The 16,129-nt window shown below is 48.7% G+C and carries 17 protein-coding genes; 4 read left to right on the top strand and 13 right to left on the bottom strand.

What is annotated here, in order from left to right; translation table 11 throughout:
• Positions 1–17: 17 nt before the first annotated feature.
• Positions 18–1,391: a transcription termination factor Rho gene (gene rho / locus EXW93_RS14480; protein ID WP_023469547.1), complete on the bottom strand. Its 1,374-nt coding sequence runs from the start codon at positions 1,389–1,391 to the stop codon at positions 18–20.
• Positions 1,392–1,744: 353 nt separating this feature from the next.
• Between rho and EXW93_RS14485 the strand changes: the two genes are divergently transcribed.
• On the top strand, positions 1,745–2,422 hold the full coding sequence (locus tag EXW93_RS14485; protein ID WP_023469548.1) for a C40 family peptidase: 678 nt from the start codon (positions 1,745–1,747) through the stop codon (positions 2,420–2,422).
• Positions 2,423–2,498: 76 nt separating this feature from the next.
• Positions 2,499–3,266: an SDR family NAD(P)-dependent oxidoreductase gene (locus tag EXW93_RS14490; RefSeq protein ID WP_174316674.1), complete on the top strand. Its 768-nt coding sequence runs from the start codon at positions 2,499–2,501 to the stop codon at positions 3,264–3,266.
• Between the two features lie 274 nt (positions 3,267–3,540).
• Here EXW93_RS14490 and glpX read toward each other — a convergent pair whose 3' ends face one another.
• The 5 genes from glpX to EXW93_RS14515 form a co-directional block, all read right to left on the bottom strand.
• Positions 3,541–4,506, bottom strand: coding sequence for a class II fructose-bisphosphatase (gene glpX / locus EXW93_RS14495; protein ID WP_035395794.1), 966 nt, complete (start codon positions 4,504–4,506; stop codon positions 3,541–3,543).
• 32 nt (positions 4,507–4,538) lie between these two features.
• Positions 4,539–5,786, bottom strand: a complete 1,248-nt coding sequence (gene murA / locus EXW93_RS14500; protein ID WP_023469551.1) for a UDP-N-acetylglucosamine 1-carboxyvinyltransferase — start codon at positions 5,784–5,786, stop codon at positions 4,539–4,541.
• A 28-nt stretch (positions 5,787–5,814) separates the two neighbouring features.
• On the bottom strand, positions 5,815–6,462 hold the full coding sequence (fsa, locus tag EXW93_RS14505) for a fructose-6-phosphate aldolase (RefSeq protein ID WP_023469552.1): 648 nt from the start codon (positions 6,460–6,462) through the stop codon (positions 5,815–5,817).
• Between the two features lie 154 nt (positions 6,463–6,616).
• On the bottom strand, positions 6,617–7,471 hold the full coding sequence (gene fba / locus EXW93_RS14510) for a class II fructose-1,6-bisphosphate aldolase (RefSeq protein WP_023469553.1): 855 nt from the start codon (positions 7,469–7,471) through the stop codon (positions 6,617–6,619).
• Between the two features lie 132 nt (positions 7,472–7,603).
• Positions 7,604–7,978, bottom strand: a complete 375-nt coding sequence (locus EXW93_RS14515) for a response regulator (RefSeq protein WP_035395791.1) — start codon at positions 7,976–7,978, stop codon at positions 7,604–7,606.
• Between the two features lie 94 nt (positions 7,979–8,072).
• Here EXW93_RS14515 and EXW93_RS14520 point away from each other — a divergent pair, with 94 nt between their 5' ends.
• The gene (locus tag EXW93_RS14520) at positions 8,073–8,582 is read left to right on the top strand and encodes a DUF2529 family protein (RefSeq protein WP_035395788.1); all 510 of its coding nucleotides are present in this window, start codon (positions 8,073–8,075) and stop codon (positions 8,580–8,582) included.
• Positions 8,583–8,718: 136 nt separating this feature from the next.
• Here the strand turns inward: EXW93_RS14520 and EXW93_RS14525 are convergent, their stop codons facing one another.
• From EXW93_RS14525 to rpoE, 7 genes are all read right to left on the bottom strand, one after another.
• On the bottom strand, positions 8,719–10,041 hold the full coding sequence (locus EXW93_RS14525; RefSeq protein ID WP_023469556.1) for a PTS sugar transporter subunit IIC: 1,323 nt from the start codon (positions 10,039–10,041) through the stop codon (positions 8,719–8,721).
• 12 nt (positions 10,042–10,053) lie between these two features.
• Positions 10,054–11,460, bottom strand: a complete 1,407-nt coding sequence (locus EXW93_RS14530; RefSeq protein ID WP_174316785.1) for a GH1 family beta-glucosidase — start codon at positions 11,458–11,460, stop codon at positions 10,054–10,056.
• Positions 11,461–11,472: 12 nt separating this feature from the next.
• Positions 11,473–11,781, bottom strand: coding sequence for a PTS sugar transporter subunit IIB (locus EXW93_RS14535; protein WP_055969344.1), 309 nt, complete (start codon positions 11,779–11,781; stop codon positions 11,473–11,475).
• On the bottom strand, positions 11,781–12,125 hold the full coding sequence (locus EXW93_RS14540) for a PTS lactose/cellobiose transporter subunit IIA (RefSeq protein WP_174316675.1): 345 nt from the start codon (positions 12,123–12,125) through the stop codon (positions 11,781–11,783). The genes EXW93_RS14535 and EXW93_RS14540 overlap by 1 nt, the downstream gene beginning before the upstream one ends.
• 152 nt (positions 12,126–12,277) lie before the next feature.
• A complete protein-coding gene (locus tag EXW93_RS14545) occupies positions 12,278–12,985 on the bottom strand; it encodes a GntR family transcriptional regulator (protein WP_023469560.1) in 708 nt (235 codons plus the stop codon).
• Between the two features lie 132 nt (positions 12,986–13,117).
• Positions 13,118–14,713, bottom strand: coding sequence for a CTP synthase (locus tag EXW93_RS14550; RefSeq protein WP_023469561.1), 1,596 nt, complete (start codon positions 14,711–14,713; stop codon positions 13,118–13,120).
• Positions 14,714–14,983: 270 nt separating this feature from the next.
• The gene (gene rpoE / locus EXW93_RS14555; protein ID WP_023469562.1) at positions 14,984–15,508 is read right to left on the bottom strand and encodes a DNA-directed RNA polymerase subunit delta; all 525 of its coding nucleotides are present in this window, start codon (positions 15,506–15,508) and stop codon (positions 14,984–14,986) included.
• Between the two features lie 170 nt (positions 15,509–15,678).
• Between rpoE and EXW93_RS14560 the strand changes: the two genes are divergently transcribed.
• Positions 15,679–16,122, top strand: a complete 444-nt coding sequence (locus tag EXW93_RS14560) for a GNAT family N-acetyltransferase (protein WP_174316676.1) — start codon at positions 15,679–15,681, stop codon at positions 16,120–16,122.
• Positions 16,123–16,129 lie beyond the last annotated feature (7 nt).

Consider the following 16,129-nt stretch of genomic DNA (forward strand, 5'->3'; position numbering starts at 1 on the left):
TTTATGCGTCGCAATAGTTATTTTTCTGTCGTCGTTTCCTTCTTGACGGTACGTGGTTTAGCTGGCGCGCGTCGGACCGCCTTCTTCTGTTCTTTCTCAAGTACGACGAAAAATTCTTCATTATTTTTCGTATCACGAATCTTACGCAGGAACGTATCGACGAACTCGTTCGACTCATTCATCGTCCGGCGAATCGCCCAAAGCGCATCGAGCTGCTCTTTCGGAAGCAACAGTTCTTCCTTCCGTGTACCGGACTTCCGAATGTCAATCGCTGGGAAGATTCGACGCTCTGACAACTTACGATCGAGATGCAGTTCCATGTTGCCGGTTCCTTTGAATTCCTCATAGATGACGTCATCCATGCGCGATCCTGTCTCGACGAGTGCTGTCGCAAGAATCGTCAAACTACCACCGTGTTCGATGTTTCGCGCTGCACCAAAGAACCGTTTCGGCTTATGGAACGCAGCCGGATCAATTCCGCCCGAGAGCGTCCGACCACTTTGCGGTACCGTTAAGTTATAGGCCCGTGTTAGACGCGTGATCGAATCCATCAAGATGACGACATCCTTCTTGTGTTCGACGAGCCGCATCGCCCGCTCGAGGACCAGTTCAGAAATTCGGACGTGGTTGTCCGGTGTTTCGTCAAACGTCGAGCTGACGACGTCTGCTCCTGGAACCGAACGCTCAATGTCCGTTACTTCCTCAGGTCGCTCATCAATCAAGAGAATGATTAGTTCGACATCCGGATGATTCTCCTGAATCGAGTTTGCGATTTCTTTGAGGAGTGACGTCTTCCCTGCTTTTGGCGGTGCGACGATCAAACCACGTTGACCAAATCCAACCGGTGCGATCATATCCATGACACGAACGGATAGATGGCGTGGTTCTGTCTCAAGTCGCATCAATCGGTCCGGATAAATTGGTGTCAGTGCCGGGAAGAATAAACGGTTACGGGCAGTATCCGGTGCTTCACCGTTAACGGCTTCCACGCTAAGTAACCCTTGGAACCGTTCGTTTTCCTTCGGTGGACGGACTTTACCTGTGACGACATCACCATTACGTAGATTAAAGCGTCGGATTTGAGATGCTGCGATATAAATATCTTCAGAGGATTGGGAATAATTGATAGGACGAAGGAAGCCAAAGCCACCATCGTTTTGCATTTGTGGATTGCCAGGGATGACTTCGAGTACCCCTTCGAGGAAATAAAGACCAGTCGATTCAGCCTGTGCTTTTAAAATCTTGAACATCAACTCGCGTTTACGGGCTTCCCGGTATTGTGGGACATTTTTCGTCTTTGCGATTTCATAAAGTTCTTTTAATGTCAGTTGGCTCAATTGAGCCAGTGTATAGGAACGTTCTGGTTTATCTTTTTTATCAGTTGTTGGCATGTTCTTCACCTATTCTTTATAAATTCAACTGCATTCAGCATACTTCCATACATACATCAGGAGGTATGTAATTTTATTCGTGAACTAAAGGTATCATATTTTTTGAATTCGTCGTCAACAATCCTTTGCGTTTCTTACTTTGTAATATTCAAGGATATTATTTCAGTTATGTTACAAAAACATCTGTTTTGTCTTCTAACTGAAAAAACGTTTTCAAGTGTGCGCATGCTAAGATATTCCTGCAGACAAAATTCTTACACAGTTGTAAGGTTCACTGCTTAACCAAACACTTAATGATTTCATCATATAACTTACGGACGCAACACACTACATTAAACGGAGGAATTCTTAACATGAAACGTTTTCTAGCATCGATCGCGACAGCAGCCTTAGTGGTTTCAGGTTTTACATCAGTGGGTACAGGTAAAGTTGAAGCAGCAACAGTCACGAAAGTCAAGATCACGGACAACGGTCTTCGTGTTCGGACAGCACCTTCTACGAAAGCAAGCATCGTCGGGAAAGTCAACGCTGGTCAAGTCTTTACATATAAAGGCAAGTCAGGCAGCTGGACAAAAATCTCATACGGCGGCAAAACACGTTATGTCTTCTCACAATACACAAAGACATACAAATCATCTTCAAGCGCTAAAAAAACAACGAGCACATCTTCTAAACGGACTAAAATCCTAAGCGAAGCAGCAAAACATAAAGGTACACCATATGTATGGGGCGGAACGACGACTCGTGGATTCGACTGCTCTGGTTTCACAAGCTACGTCTACAAGAAAGCGGCTGGTAAAACATTACCACGTACGTCTTCTTCACAATATTCTTCTTCTAAGAAAGTCAGCGTTTCTAAAGTACAGCCAGGAGATCTTGTCTTCTTCTCACACGGTAGCGGCATTCAACACGTTGGGATCGCAACAAGCAAGTCAAGCATGGTCAACTCAGAAACAGGTGGCGTTAAATACTCAAGCTTCAAATCAGGGTACTGGGGTTCACGCCTTGTCGGCGCAGGATCTTACCTATAATTCATCATCTCAAAGCGGTTGAGCATTGGCTCGATCGCTTTTTTTCATCGAATCAATTACAGGAGGAGGAAATCGGATGCATGTCTTAATCACAGGTGCTTCAAGAGGTCTTGGTCGTGAATTTGCTTATCTGCATGCCAAGCAAGGGGATCACGTCTTGCTCGTCGGACGCGATGCGACAGCACTCTTCGAAACGAAGTTCCATGTCGAGCGACTCGGGGGAACGGCAACCGTCTTTCCGTATGACTTAACGAAGCCGACGCATCGTCTTGCACTATTTCGGGCAACGGAACAGATTCCGGTCGACTGCGTCATCAACAACGCCGGGATTGGCGTCTTTGGTTCTTTCCTTGAGACCTCGTTCGAAGACGAGTCCCGGATGATTGCCTTGAATATCGAAGCATTAACACACGTGACGAAGGTTTATGCCTCTCGCATGAAAGCACAGGGAATCAAAGGACGTATCGTCCATCTCGCATCAACGGCTGCGTTTGAAGGGGGTCCATGGCTGAGTGTTTATTACGCAACAAAGGCCTACGTCCTTCATTTCTCGGAAGGATTGACGGAAGAACTCGCACAAGACGGTATCCAAGTCAGCGTTGTCTGTCCAGGCGCGACCCATACCGGCTTCGAATCAGCAGCAAACCTTGAACAGTCGCGTTTGTTCTTGCGACCTGGTGTCATGGATGCTCCGACGGTTGCGCGCATCGCCTACCGCGGCTATATGAAGGGGAAAACGTTCATCGTGCCTGGCTTCGGCAATGCCTGGTATATCTTTTCGACGCGTTTTCTACCGCGTCGGTACGTCACCCGACAAGCAGGAGAAGTCCAGCGTCCGCGGTAATCGTCAAATAACGATTCATTTATCACTCAACGTTCATATCCTCACTTTCCTCAGGCGGGAGGTAAGCCGCGACATCTCGCAGCTTATGCGAAATGCCGGGTCTTCCCTTACCCTGACGGAAACGTTAGCACGTTTCCTTTTCCTGCAGGAGTTGAGGATGAACGTCTTGATTCCTAGAAACATATCACAAAAAGAGTTGGCATTCCGGAGATCATCCGTAACGCCAACTCTTTTTATGTGGATTCAGACGTCCTTTTTGAGGAGTCAGTCTGTTTTACTTAATGACAAGCTTCGGTTTCTTCTTGAACGAGTGAATACCTTCAACGAAACGCACCGTTCCGGATTTTGCACGCATGACGACAGAGTGTGTCTGACCGCCTTGTGCCGTGAACTGAACACCTTTCATCAACTCACTGTCCGTGACGCCTGTCGCAGCAAAGATACAATCGTCTCCTGAAACGAGATCATCCATCATAAGGATCTTCGATGGATCTTCAATGCCCATCTTCTTGCAACGCTCGACCTCGGCATCGTCTGCTGGTAACAAGCGTCCTTGGAGCTCACCACCGAGACATTTCAAGGCAACAGCAGCAAGAACGCCTTCCGGTGCACCACCTGAACCGAGCAGGATATCAATCCCCGTATGCGGGAACGCCGTGTTGATCGCAGCAGCGACGTCACCGTCACCGATCAAGCGAATCCGCGCCCCTGTTGCCCGAATCCGTTGAATGATTTCTTCATGACGTTCGCGATCCAGAATCGAGACGACGACGTCTTCGATTTCTTTGTTCTTCGCCTTCGCTACGGCTGCGATGTTTTCTTCGATCGTCGCATCCAGACTGATGTGTCCTGCCGCTTCCGGGCCGACTGCGATCTTATCCATGTACATGTCCGGTGCATGAAGTAAATCTCCTGCATCCGCGACCGCGAGAACAGCAAGTGCGCCCCATGTTCCTTTTGCGACGATGTTCGTTCCTTCCAGCGGATCGACGGCGACGTCGAGTCGTGGTCCATACCCATTTCCTAGCTTTTCTCCAATGTAAAGCATCGGTGCTTCATCCATCTCGCCTTCCCCGATGACGACGGTTCCTTTCATCGGAATCGTATCGAAGACATCACGCATCGCGCTTGTTGCCGCATCATCCGCTTCATTCTTCAATCCTTTTCCCATCCAGCGTGCAGAGGCGAGTGCTGCTGCCTCCGTGACGCGTACCAGTTCCATTGATAGACTTCTCTCCATGTGTATGTCCCCTCTCCCTTGTTACAAATCGGTCAAATCGTTTCACGCCATACGAGGGCGCCAAGTTCCTTCAACTTCTGATCAAATCGTTCGTAACTCTGGTCAAGCACTTCTGCATGGTGCAGCGTCGTCTCCCCTGAAGCGAGAAGTCCCGCCAAGACAAGTGCTGCGCCACCGCGTGGGTCCGGTGCCTCGATTTCCGTACCAAGTAAGGATTCGCCACCACGAATGATGATTGAGGCGTCTTCATGCGTGATTCGAGCATTCAAGCGTCGTAACTCCTGCACATGCCGGAAACGCTGCGGATACAACTTATCGACGACGATACTCGCTCCTTTTGCTTGCAGCAACGCTGCCGAGATGACAGGCTGTAAGTCGCTCGGGAATCCACCGTAGTGGAAGACACGAATATCGACCGGCTTCGTCTCCTGAAACGTCGCCGTGACGGAATCATCCGTTGCTTCGATCAACGCACCGTACCGCTCGAGTTTTTGGATGACGCTCTCGAGATGAAGCGGAATGACGTTATCGACGGTGACGCGTCCAAGTGCCGCCCCCATCGTCAAGAACGTTCCTGCCTCCATTCGGTCCGGAATCAAGGTATGCCGGCAACCACTTAGTTGCGATACGCCCTTGATTCGAATCTCGTCCGTTCCTGCCCCTTTGACGCTTGCCCCCATGTTCGTCAACATCGTACTGACGTCGATGACTTCCGGGTCGTAGGCGGCGTTTTCGATGACAGTCGTTCCTTCAGCGAAGACAGCGACGAGTAAGGCACTGATCGTCGCTCCGAAAGATGGGAGATCGAGGTAAATTCGGTTACCGACGAGACGATCGACGCGCATGTAATGGACGCCTTGCTCGTTACGTACAGAAACACCTAGACGCTCTAGTGCTTTGATGTGTAAATCGATCGGTCGTGGTCCGATGGCATAACCTCCAGGAAGACCGACGACTCCTTGTTTGAATCTGGCTGCCAGAACGCTCATGAGGTAGATCGATCCGCGTAACTTGCGCGTCTCCGCACCAGTCAACGGCATCGATTCGACCCGGCTTGGATCAATCGTCACCATATCGCCTTGACGTGTCACGACCGCGCCGAGCGTCTCCAAAATCTCGATCATCGTCGCGACGTCGCCAATCTCCGGCACGCCTTCAAGAACGACCGTTTGATCCGTCAGGAGGGCTGCAGCAAGACACGGGATGGCGCTTTGCTTCGAACCACTGATTGATACGGTTCCTTCTAGGCGTTGTTGCCCTACGATATGCAAAATGTCCACGTTCCATCAACCTTTCTCTTCGCTACGATTATTGCTGCGTTTTTTCCCAGTCCGCGAGGAACTTTTCGATCCCTTGCGTCGTGAGTGGGTGGTGTGTGAGTGACTCGATGACCGAGAACGGAATCGTCGCGATGTCTGCGCCCGCAAGAGCAGCGTTCGTGACGTGAACCGGGTTCCGGACCGATGCCGCGATGATCTGTGTCGGAATATCATGTACGACGAAAATTTGAGCAATCGTCTCGACGAGCCCCATTCCATCTTGGCCGATGTCATCTAGACGACCGAGGAATGGTGATACGTATGTCGCACCAGCACGGGCTGCGAGTAACGCTTGGTTCGGATTGAAGATCAATGTGACGTTCGTCGTGATCTTCTCTTTTGAAAGGGCTGCGACTGCTTCGAGTCCGGCCGGAGTCATTGGAACCTTAACCGTAATGTTCGGTGCAATTTGGGCAAGTTCCTTCCCTTCACGAATCATTCCTTCTGCATCAAGCGCGATGACTTCAGCGCTAACAGAGACGTCCCCGACGATTTCACAGATTTCACGAAGTCGTGTATGGAAATCGACGCCTTCCTTAGCGACGAGCGACGGATTCGTCGTGACACCATCTAAAATCCCCATTTTATGTGCTTTCTTGATGTCTTCTACGTTTGCTGTGTCAATGAAAAATCTCATCTTTCTCGTTCCCCTTTCATCCCTTGAAATCGCTTACGACTCTATTATAGGTTTTTTTCACGAGAAGTCCTACTGTTTTCCATTGAATACATGTTCACATGATATGAAAAAAGCACGGTAGACCGAAGTCTACCGCACTTTAAAGAGGAGTCGATTAAGCTTTGTTGCTTGAACCGAACTCACGCATCTTACCGATGACAGTTTGTTTGATTGCTTCACGACCTGGTGCGATGAATACGCGTGGGTCATATGCTTCTGGTTTCTCAGCTAACACTTCACGAACGACTTTCGCGAATGAGATTTGGTTCTCTGTGTTAACGTTGATTTTTGAAGTTCCGAGTGAGATCGCTTTTTCGATATCGTGTGTCGGAATTCCAGTTCCACCGTGAAGAACGAGTGGGAGGTTTGTCGCATCACGGATTTCTTCCATCTCTTTGAATCCGAGGTTTGGTTCACCTTTGTATGGTCCGTGAACAGAACCGAGTGCAGGAGCAAGCGTGTCGATTCCAGTTTCTTTGACGATGCGTACACACTCGTCAAGTTTCGCGTACATGACATCACCGATGACGTCGTCTTCTTGTCCGCCAACTGTGCCAACTTCCGCTTCTACTGAAACGCCTTTAGAGTGAGCGTATTCAACAACTGCTTTTGTTGTTTCGATGTTTGTGTCGATCGGGCTGTGCGAATCATCGATCATGACAGATGTAAATCCAGCGTCGATCGCTTCTTTACATTTCTCAACGCTCGAACCGTGGTCGAGGTGGATTGCAACTGGAACTGTGATTTTCATGTCGTGTACAAGACCTTCAACCATTTTCACGACAGTGTAGAATCCGCCCATGTGGCGTGCTGCACCTTCAGATACTCCAAGGATGACTGGTGACTGCTCTTCTTGAGCCGCACCGAGAATCGCTTGTGTCCACTCGAGGTTGTTGATGTTGAATTGACCTACTGCATACTTACCTTCGAGAGCTTTGTTTAACATGTCTGTCATAGATACTAATGGCATAATGACATCCTCCTCTGTTTTGATCGCTGCTTACACGAACTCGTGCAATTTCAGACTGATTATAACATACTGATTCATCGGAACGTACAGCATTTCGCTCGGTTTTTTGGTTTGTGACGGCGACGTGAAAGATTAACCGCTTACATCGTGAGAAATTTGCACAGTCACTTCTTTTTTTAATTCAAAGATGTCAAATGGCTTTCCGAAGAAGGCGACAACCCCTAATCGTTTCGCTTCTTCCATCGCTTCTTTTTCACCGAGTGCCGTCATTAAAATCGTCCGGACGCGTCGTCCGATCCGGTCCTGATGACGCAATACCTCGATCCCGGTCCGCCCCGGCATGTTGACATCCATCAACAATAGATCGTATGCCGTTTCCTGTAAGTAGACGATCGCTTCCTCTCCATCGACGGCGACGTCCGTTTCGTACCCTTCTGCCCGGAACAATTGTGCAAGTAAGTTCCGGATTCCCGGCTCATCCTCGACGATCAACAATCTGCCTTTCATCTCTGCCACTCCCCCTCTAGTTATTTCCATTCTACACTAAAGCAAAACTTGCTTTATACTGTCCTTGAGAGAAACATAGAAAGGATGAAGAAAAATGATGAAAATCTTAGCTACACAATTCAACGGAAAATTGCAAACGCTCGCAAAACAGGAAGACGAACTATTCGATGTCGTCCGTCTACTCGCACAAGCGCTCGTCGGAGAAGGCACGGTCTACGTCGACGCTTACGGCGAATGTGAAGGACTCTATCCGATGCTCTCAGAAGGACCAGACCAGATGAAACGCGTTACGAAGATCAAGGATCGAAAGACCTTGCACGCTGTCGATCGTGTCTTAATCTTCACGCCGGATACGGAACGTTCGGATCTCCTCGCTTCTCTTGCCCGTTACGACGCATGGCATACGCCTTATGCGATCGTCACACTCAGTGACGTGACGGAAACGCTCGAGCGTTCGATTGCTCCGCTCGCATTGAAGTTCAATAAAGGATTGCTTCCGGCAGAGGACGGTTCACGTCACGGACTGCCGAGTCTTGCCCTTTGCGCGTTCCTCTTGACGCATATCTTGACGCAACTACAAGAGATGACGGAAGAGTGGGATTGACGTTTTTCTTCTATAATATAAAGCTCACTGGATACGTGTCCGCGTCTCACTAAGCTTACGATTTTCATTGAATCAAAGCGAAACCGTTCATGACCGGTATACAAAAAGGAAGCGCCATTCGCGCTTCCTTTTTTGATCATGCCGAAGCATGTTCTTCTTGTGCTTTTAGTTCTTCGCCGTAAGACAGCTGATCCTGCATCCGAACGAACGGTAGATAGATTGCGACCGACATCGCAATCGTCGCCAGCTGGAGCAAGGCGCCCTGCCAGCCGCTGATCAAGAAGCCAGAGATGACGGGTGGTGTCGTCCATGGTACTTGAAGCGCATTAAATGGTTCGACCCAACCCCAGAGGATCGAGAAGTAGACCATGAAGGATGCAATCGCTGGTACGATGACGAACGGAACGAACATGATCGGGTTGAAGACGATCGGCATCCCGAAGATGACCGGTTCGTTGATGTTGAACAAACTTGGCGCAAGTGATAGCTTCCCGAGTTGCTTCAAGTGAGCCGAGCGAGCAACGATCAATGTCGCGATGATGAATCCGACCGTAATCCCTGTTCCACCGAGCTTCGTAAAGACATCGAGGAACTGAATCGTAACGATCTTCGCGTTGTCACCGACGACAAGTTCTTTTCCGGAGTCGATGATCGCTTGGTTTTGTAAAGCGTTCGCTGTCAGCAACGGTCCCATGATTCCCATGATGATCGCTGCGCCGTGAATCCCGCACCACCACATGACAGACATCAAGATCATGATCAAGACTGCTCCTGCGAGCGTATCCGTCAAGTTCTGAATCGGTGCTTGCAAGACGTCGTAGACGACTTCCGTGAACGTCCGGTCAGCGAATGCTTGGAAGACAGCAAACGTGACGACAGACAATGTAATGATTGCGAGTCCCGGAATGAGTGCCGAGAACGAGTTTGAAACGCCCGGCGGTACACCGTCTGGCATCTTAATTCGGATGCCCCGCTTGATGAACTGCGAGTAGATGAAACCAACGACGAGTCCGACGACGATCGAGGCAAGGACCCCTTGTCCGCCCGTCCATACTTTCGGTACGACACCCGTGACGACTTCCCCTGACTTCGACAGAACGGATGATTGTGTGATGATCAAGAAAGCGATGATTCCGAGAATCCCGGCTGGAACCCCTTCGATCTTCTCGTTTTTTACATAGGAGTAGGCAATACCGAAGACACCAATCAATGCGAGGATATCAAACGTCGCACCGACGACCTGCGTCAGCGGTAATGTCCAGTCGGCACCGAATAGGCCCGTCATGAACTTCTCCCAGCCTGGGATTGGTAACGCAAGAATCAGTAGGAATAACGAGCCGATGATCGTCATCGGCATCGTTAAGATGAAGCCGTCCTTGATCGCAAGGACAGGCTTGGCGTTCGCGAATCGTGCGAAGGCAGGAGTGACTTTTTCAAATACGGTTTCTAATCGGTTCATTCCGACTCCTCCTTATAGTTCAGCAGCACGTGTCGCGATGATTTCCTGGTACCAATGGAACGACTGTTTCTTCTTCCGTGCCAGACCATTCGCATGATCGACATAGATGAATCCGTACTGCTTTTTATATCCGTTCAACCAGCTGAGTAGATCGATGACGGACCATGCATAATAACCAGAGACATTGATGCCCTCTTCGACAGCACGCTTGACGGCGCGAAGATGACTTTCGATGTACTCGATTCGTGGTGTATCCATGATTTCTTCGCCGACGATCGGATCCTCGTCACCGAGACCGTTCTCCGTGATGTAGATTTTGATATCGCCGTATCGTGCTTGGAGCATCCGCATTCCTTCAAGGAAGGCATCCGGTGCGATTTCCCAGCCCCACTTCGTGTAGACTTTATCGTCCATCAAGACTGTCTTATAGACGCCATCGAACGATGGGTTCCCAGGACGTCCGGTTGAGTTTTCACGGCCACCTGCCATGACGAGCGCCGAATCATTCTTCATGACACGTTGTGGACAATAGTAGTTCAGTCCGATGAAGTCGTTCAGCGGTGCTATCCGTTTCAAGAGATCGAGCTCTTCTTCTGTCCATTCCGGCAACAAGCCCTGCTTTTCTAAATCCTTCACGACATATGCTGGGTACTCACCCTTTAAAATCGGATCATAGAACCAGTGTGTCGCGTATTCATTCGCATGTACTTCGGCCTGTTTGTTCTCTGGCGCTTCATCGATGCTGAATGCCGGGTTGAAGACGTGGGTGATCCCGATTTCTCCTTCATATCCCGCTTCCTTGAACGCTTCGACTGCGCGAGCGTGAGCGACGAAGACGTTGTGCGTCGTTTGGAAGTACGCTTTTGCATCGCCTGTGATGCCGGGTGGGTGTGCGCCCGTCAAGTAGCCGAGCGAACAGAAAATGACCGTCTCGTTGAAGGTAATCCAGTTGCGGACACGATCGCCGAACGCTTCGAAACAAGTCTTCGCAAAACGCACGAAGGCATCTGCTGTTTCAGGACTACGCCAGCCGCCTTGTTCTTCAAGGACTTGTGGTAAATCCCAGTGATAGAGTGTCACGAACGGGACGATCCCGTGCTTAAGGCACTCATCGATCACGTTGTTATAGAACTCAAGTCCTTTTTCATTCACTTCACCTGTGCCGTTCGGGAAGATGCGTGGCCATGAGATCGAGAAGCGATACGATTCAAGACCCATCTCGGCCATCAGACCGATATCTTCTTTGTAACGGTGGTAATGATCGATTGCGACATCCCCGTTCGTCGCTTCAAACGTCTTTCCAGGAATCTTCGAGAAGACATCCCAGTTCGAGACGCCTTTTCCGTCTACGTTCCAAGCACCCTCTACTTGATAAGAAGCAGAAGCAGCGCCGAATAGAAAATCTTTTGGCATTTTCATCATCTTCACCTCTTATTTGTTTGCGAGTTTGATTGCTTGGTCGAGTACTTTCGTTCCGTTCATCATGCCGTAATCAATCGTGTTGATGACATCGATCGGTACACCTTTTGGTTCACAAATCTGTTTCCCTTTCGAAAGAAGGTACTTCACCTGTGGTCCGAGGAGAGCGACATCGAGTTCGTTGACGTACGTTTCCATCTCTGATTCCGGGTATGCTGCGATGTCTGCTTCCAAGCCACGCTCCGAGGCAACCGCTTTCATTTTTTCTACTAACATACTCGTCGACATACCTGCCGCACAAAAGAGTCCGATTTTCATCATTATTGATCCATTCCCTTCAATTGGTTGATTTCGTTTTGCATGTTCATCATATATCCGAGCATTTCCTTGACGAGGATCGTGTTCATGAGGTGATCCTGCGCGTGTACCATCAGGACGCCAACCGTCGCTGTCTTGCCTTGTGCTTCGAGTGTGACGAATTTCGTCTGAATGCTATGGGCATCCTTGAGTGTCGCGTCACCTTCTGTAACGGCCGCTTGTGCCTCTTCGACTTTACCTTCTTGCATCAGTAACATCGCTTGGTGGTAGCTTGCTTTGGCGTCGCCCGACAAGGCGATCAATCCAAAAATATCTTCCGGGGTAATTTCAATCGTTTCAGAAGTCATGCTGTCTCTCCTTTGTTGTATGGATAACTCAAATTCATAGGTACAAATTCTACAGTTCGATAATAGCATGCGCTTTCATAACGTGTAAACCCTTTCTTTTTAAAAAATTTAAATAAAAAAAACACACGAAATTCGCTTCGTGTGTTTCCTTCTTATTTAATATTCGAGACCTTCAGCATCTTCACGTGGCGGAAATGATGCGTCGCTCGCGAGACGTCGAAGATTTTCCCATTCGTCAAATAGACTGTATTGTCGACGAGTAAGGATGGATCGTTCTCTTTTAATCCAAGCAACTCGGCGTCACTGCTATTCAAGTAATCGGCATAGATGACGCGATCCGCAAATCCGATCGATAGATTTTGATCGTTGCGTAAATACGTATAGATCGATTTTTGAACGATGTTCTCATCGAGATACATGACGAGATTTTTTCGGAAATAAGACGCTTCGATCGAAAACGGGTGATCATCGACGAGACGCAGTCGTTTGACGTAATAGACCGGTGTACCGACCGGACATTTCATGCGTTCCGCGACTTCTTCGTCTGCCTTCGTCTGTTCGAAAGCGAGAACGCGCGTCTCGACCTTCCGTCCACTGAAGTCGCTCGTCAATCCTTGTAGCTTTTCGAGATTAACGTAATCGCTCTTATAATGATCGCGGACGAAGACACCGCTCCCTTGCACTTGGTAAACGTATCCTTTATTGACAAGAATCTCGATCGCCTTCCGGATCGTGTTCCGGCTGACATCGAATTTTTGGGCGTATTCGTCTTCCGTCAACAGTTTGTTCGTATGTTGATAGACGTGCTCATTGATCTCGATCTCGATTTGTTCAGCGACATGTTTATACTTCGGAATCAATGATATTCCCCCCTCTATCTAAAATTTGTAGGAATGAATCCGCTACCATTATAGCAGATATGTATTTTGACGATAGGAATAAATGAAAATAAACCCGTCTTCTTGAAGAAGACAGGTCTATTTGAACATGACTTATTCACCAAGTGAAGCTTGGATGAAGTCATGGAAAAGTGCTTGTGGACGTTCTGGACGCGAGATCAATTCTGGGTGGAATTGACACGCGACGAACCATTTGTGTTCTGGAATTTCGATGATCTCAACGAGACGACCGTCTGGGCTCGTACCTGAGAAGACCATGCCGTTTGCTTCGAACTGCTCGCGGAATTCGTTGCCGAACTCATAACGGTGACGGTGACGTTCGTAGACGAGCTCGCTTGAGTACGCGGCACGTGCTTTCGTTCCATCTTCGAGTTTACATGGGTAGAGTCCGAGACGGAGTGTACCACCGAGGTCCTCGATGTCTTTTTGTTCTGGCAACAAGTCGATGATCGGGTATGGTGTCGCTGGGTCGATTTCCGCTGAGTGTGCGCCTTCAAGGTTGAGGACGTTACGTGCGAATTCGACTGTCGCGAGTTGCATCCCGAGACAGATACCGAAGAACGGTACGTTGTTCTCACGTGCGAAACGTGTCGCTTCGATTTTCCCTTCGATACCGCGTTCTCCGAATCCACCAGGAACGAGGATTCCGTCTGCTGAACCAAGTAATTCGTTGACGTTTTCGCGTGTCACGTCTTCTGCGTTGATCCAGTCGATTTCGATGTCACTGTTGAAGGCGAATCCAGCGTGTTTCAATGCTTCCGCGACCGAAATGTACGCATCGCGCAATTCGACGTATTTTCCGACGAGTGCGATCTTCGTCGTCTTCTCGAGGTGCGTCACTGTGTGAACGAGTTGTTTCCAAGCCGTCATGTCAGCAGCTGGCGTATCGAACTTGAAGTAGTCACAGACGAGTTGGTCCATGCCTTGGCGTTGTAAGTTGAGTGGTACTTCATAGAGTGTCGATGCATCTTGTGCTTCGATGACTGCTTCCGGACGTGTGTCACAGAAGAGAGCGATTTTATCTTTCATCTCTTGTGGGACTGGGTGCTCCGCACGTAAGACGATGATGTCTGGTTGAATACCGTAGCTACGGAGTTCTTTGACACTGTGTTGTGTCGGTTTCGTCTTGAGCTCACCTGCCGCTGCAAGATACGGAACGAGCGTACAGTGAACGTACATGACGTTTTCTTTCCCGATATCGTTTTTCACCTGACGAATGGCTTCGATGAACGGAAGCGATTCGATATCCCCTACTGTTCCACCAATCTCTGTGATGACGACGTCAGCGCCCGTTTCTTTTCCAGCACGGAAGACGCGATCCTTGATTTCGTTCGTGATGTGCGGAATGACTTGGACCGTTCCACCGTTGTAGTCGCCACGGCGTTCCTTCTTGAGGATCGTCGAGTAGATACGTCCAGACGTGACGTTCGCGTTCTGGCTCAAGTTGATGTCGATGAAACGCTCGTAGTGACCAAGGTCAAGGTCTGTCTCCGCGCCATCATCCGTGACGAACACTTCCCCGTGTTGATACGGGCTCATCGTACCTGGGTCGATGTTGATGTACGGATCGAATTTTTGGATCGTGACATTGAGGCCACGGTTTTTCAAGAGACGAGCGAGCGATGCAGCGGTGATCCCTTTACCGAGTGACGATACGACGCCACCTGTTACGAAAATATACTTTGTCATGTTAAATATTGCTCCCTTCTCTAATTCACATCTCAACAATACAGAGGTGGTAAAAACAAAAAAGCAAAAGTGCCCCCATTGGAATAGGAGACACTTTTGCTGAAATAAGCACGTTGCTTAAAGAAGCCCATGACTAACTTACGTCATTCGGAAAACTTCGTCAAGCCTAATTTTTCAAAGAAAAATTTCCGTGCTCGTTCGTCAGCCGTCAACGAAAAAACTGCCATTTCTATAGGGAAATAGCAGCTGTACAGTTGTGGTTGATCGTGCTTAGACTTCCTCTTCTTCTTCGAAGTCTTCTAAGTCTTCTTCGTCGAGATCATCATCGAGATCATCGATGGCTGCGACTTTTTTGAACGTATCATCGTCTTCGCTGTCGTCAGCTGAATCATAGTCCGCTGTCTTCGCGAATGTATCGAGATCGTCTTCGATCGTCTCGAACTCATCTTCTTCTGCATCATAGTTGAACTCTTCTTCAAACTCATCGAGTTCTCCACGTTGACGCGCTTCGATGACGAGATCCTCATCCGACTTATCGAACGGATACCAAGCGCGGAGTGACCAACGGTTTGCTCCGACGTTGACGAAGTTTCCGTCGATGTTCATGTCTGTATAGAGTTGAGCAAGTTTCTCGAACTTGTCTTCTTCATCTGTAAACGTATGGTACTTTTCGATTTCTGACGTGATGTCATCGAACGTGATTGGCTGTTCGCCAGCTTCTTGCAACATTTCGTTGACGAATTCGATCAGCGAAAGATCAGTAATCTCTTCTTTACTTAAACGGCTGAGGCTCATTGTGACGGCCACTTCCTTTCATTTGCGTTCAATCCATTACTTCTCATTATACGCAAAACAGCTTTTAAAAATCCAGTCTCTATTTAAAAAAAGCTCGAATTGATTCTCGATTCGTGTTTTTCCTACTCCCGAAAAAGGAATATCCAAGGGAGAAGAAGGAGGAATGACAGATGGAGATGACAATCGAACGGGTCAACGATTTTGATGACTTCAACTGGTTACCAATCTTATCAAAGAGTACACAGGAAGGCTATCCCTTCATCGAACGGATGCTACGTGAACGCCGAAATGAAACGTATCGAGAAGACGGAGAAGCAATGTTCGTCGTTTTGTCGCTCTCCGGTCACGTCATTGCGTGCGGGGGTTATATGAAACAAACCGACACGAACGACGTCGGTCGGATTCGTCATGTCTATGTCTTATCGGAAATGCGACATCACGGTGTCGGTACGCAACTGCTTGAGAAAATCATCCCAGAAGCGCTGTTGACGTATTCCGAGCTCTGGCTCTATACGGACGATGCCAGTACATTTTATGAACGATTTGGTTTTGAGCCGTATACGGCAACCAAAGTGACACATCGACTTTTAAAGCATGCATTCGTCCAACCTTAAGTGTCTT

The sequence above is a fragment of the Exiguobacterium sp. JMULE1 genome, assembly GCF_013337175.1.
Lineage (GTDB): Bacteria > Bacillota > Bacilli > Exiguobacteriales > Exiguobacteriaceae > Exiguobacterium_A > Exiguobacterium_A indicum.

Excerpts from the sequence above, each read along its gene's own strand:
- EXW93_RS14550 (WP_023469561.1), bottom strand. The coding sequence starts at position 14,713 with ATGACAAAGTATATTTTCGTAACAGGTGGCGTCGTATCGTCACTCGGT.
- glpX (WP_035395794.1), bottom strand. The coding sequence starts at position 4,506 with ATGGAGAGAAGTCTATCAATGGAACTGGTACGCGTCACGGAGGCAGCA.
- EXW93_RS14485 (WP_023469548.1), top strand. The coding sequence starts at position 1,745 with ATGAAACGTTTTCTAGCATCGATCGCGACAGCAGCCTTAGTGGTTTCA.
- EXW93_RS14525 (WP_023469556.1), bottom strand. The coding sequence starts at position 10,041 with ATGAACCGATTAGAAACCGTATTTGAAAAAGTCACTCCTGCCTTCGCA.
- EXW93_RS14540 (WP_174316675.1), bottom strand. The coding sequence starts at position 12,125 with ATGACTTCTGAAACGATTGAAATTACCCCGGAAGATATTTTTGGATTG.
- fsa (WP_023469552.1), bottom strand. The coding sequence starts at position 6,462 with ATGAGATTTTTCATTGACACAGCAAACGTAGAAGACATCAAGAAAGCA.
- EXW93_RS14535 (WP_055969344.1), bottom strand. The coding sequence starts at position 11,781 with ATGATGAAAATCGGACTCTTTTGTGCGGCAGGTATGTCGACGAGTATG.
- rho (WP_023469547.1), bottom strand. The coding sequence starts at position 1,391 with ATGCCAACAACTGATAAAAAAGATAAACCAGAACGTTCCTATACACTG.
- EXW93_RS14490 (WP_174316674.1), top strand. The coding sequence starts at position 2,499 with ATGCATGTCTTAATCACAGGTGCTTCAAGAGGTCTTGGTCGTGAATTT.
- fba (WP_023469553.1), bottom strand. The coding sequence starts at position 7,471 with ATGCCATTAGTATCTATGACAGACATGTTAAACAAAGCTCTCGAAGGT.
- EXW93_RS14560 (WP_174316676.1), top strand. The coding sequence starts at position 15,679 with ATGGAGATGACAATCGAACGGGTCAACGATTTTGATGACTTCAACTGG.
- EXW93_RS14520 (WP_035395788.1), top strand. The coding sequence starts at position 8,073 with ATGATGAAAATCTTAGCTACACAATTCAACGGAAAATTGCAAACGCTC.
- EXW93_RS14515 (WP_035395791.1), bottom strand. The coding sequence starts at position 7,978 with ATGAAAGGCAGATTGTTGATCGTCGAGGATGAGCCGGGAATCCGGAAC.
- EXW93_RS14530 (WP_174316785.1), bottom strand. The coding sequence starts at position 11,460 with ATGAAAATGCCAAAAGATTTTCTATTCGGCGCTGCTTCTGCTTCTTAT.
- rpoE (WP_023469562.1), bottom strand. The coding sequence starts at position 15,508 with ATGAGCCTCAGCCGTTTAAGTAAAGAAGAGATTACTGATCTTTCGCTG.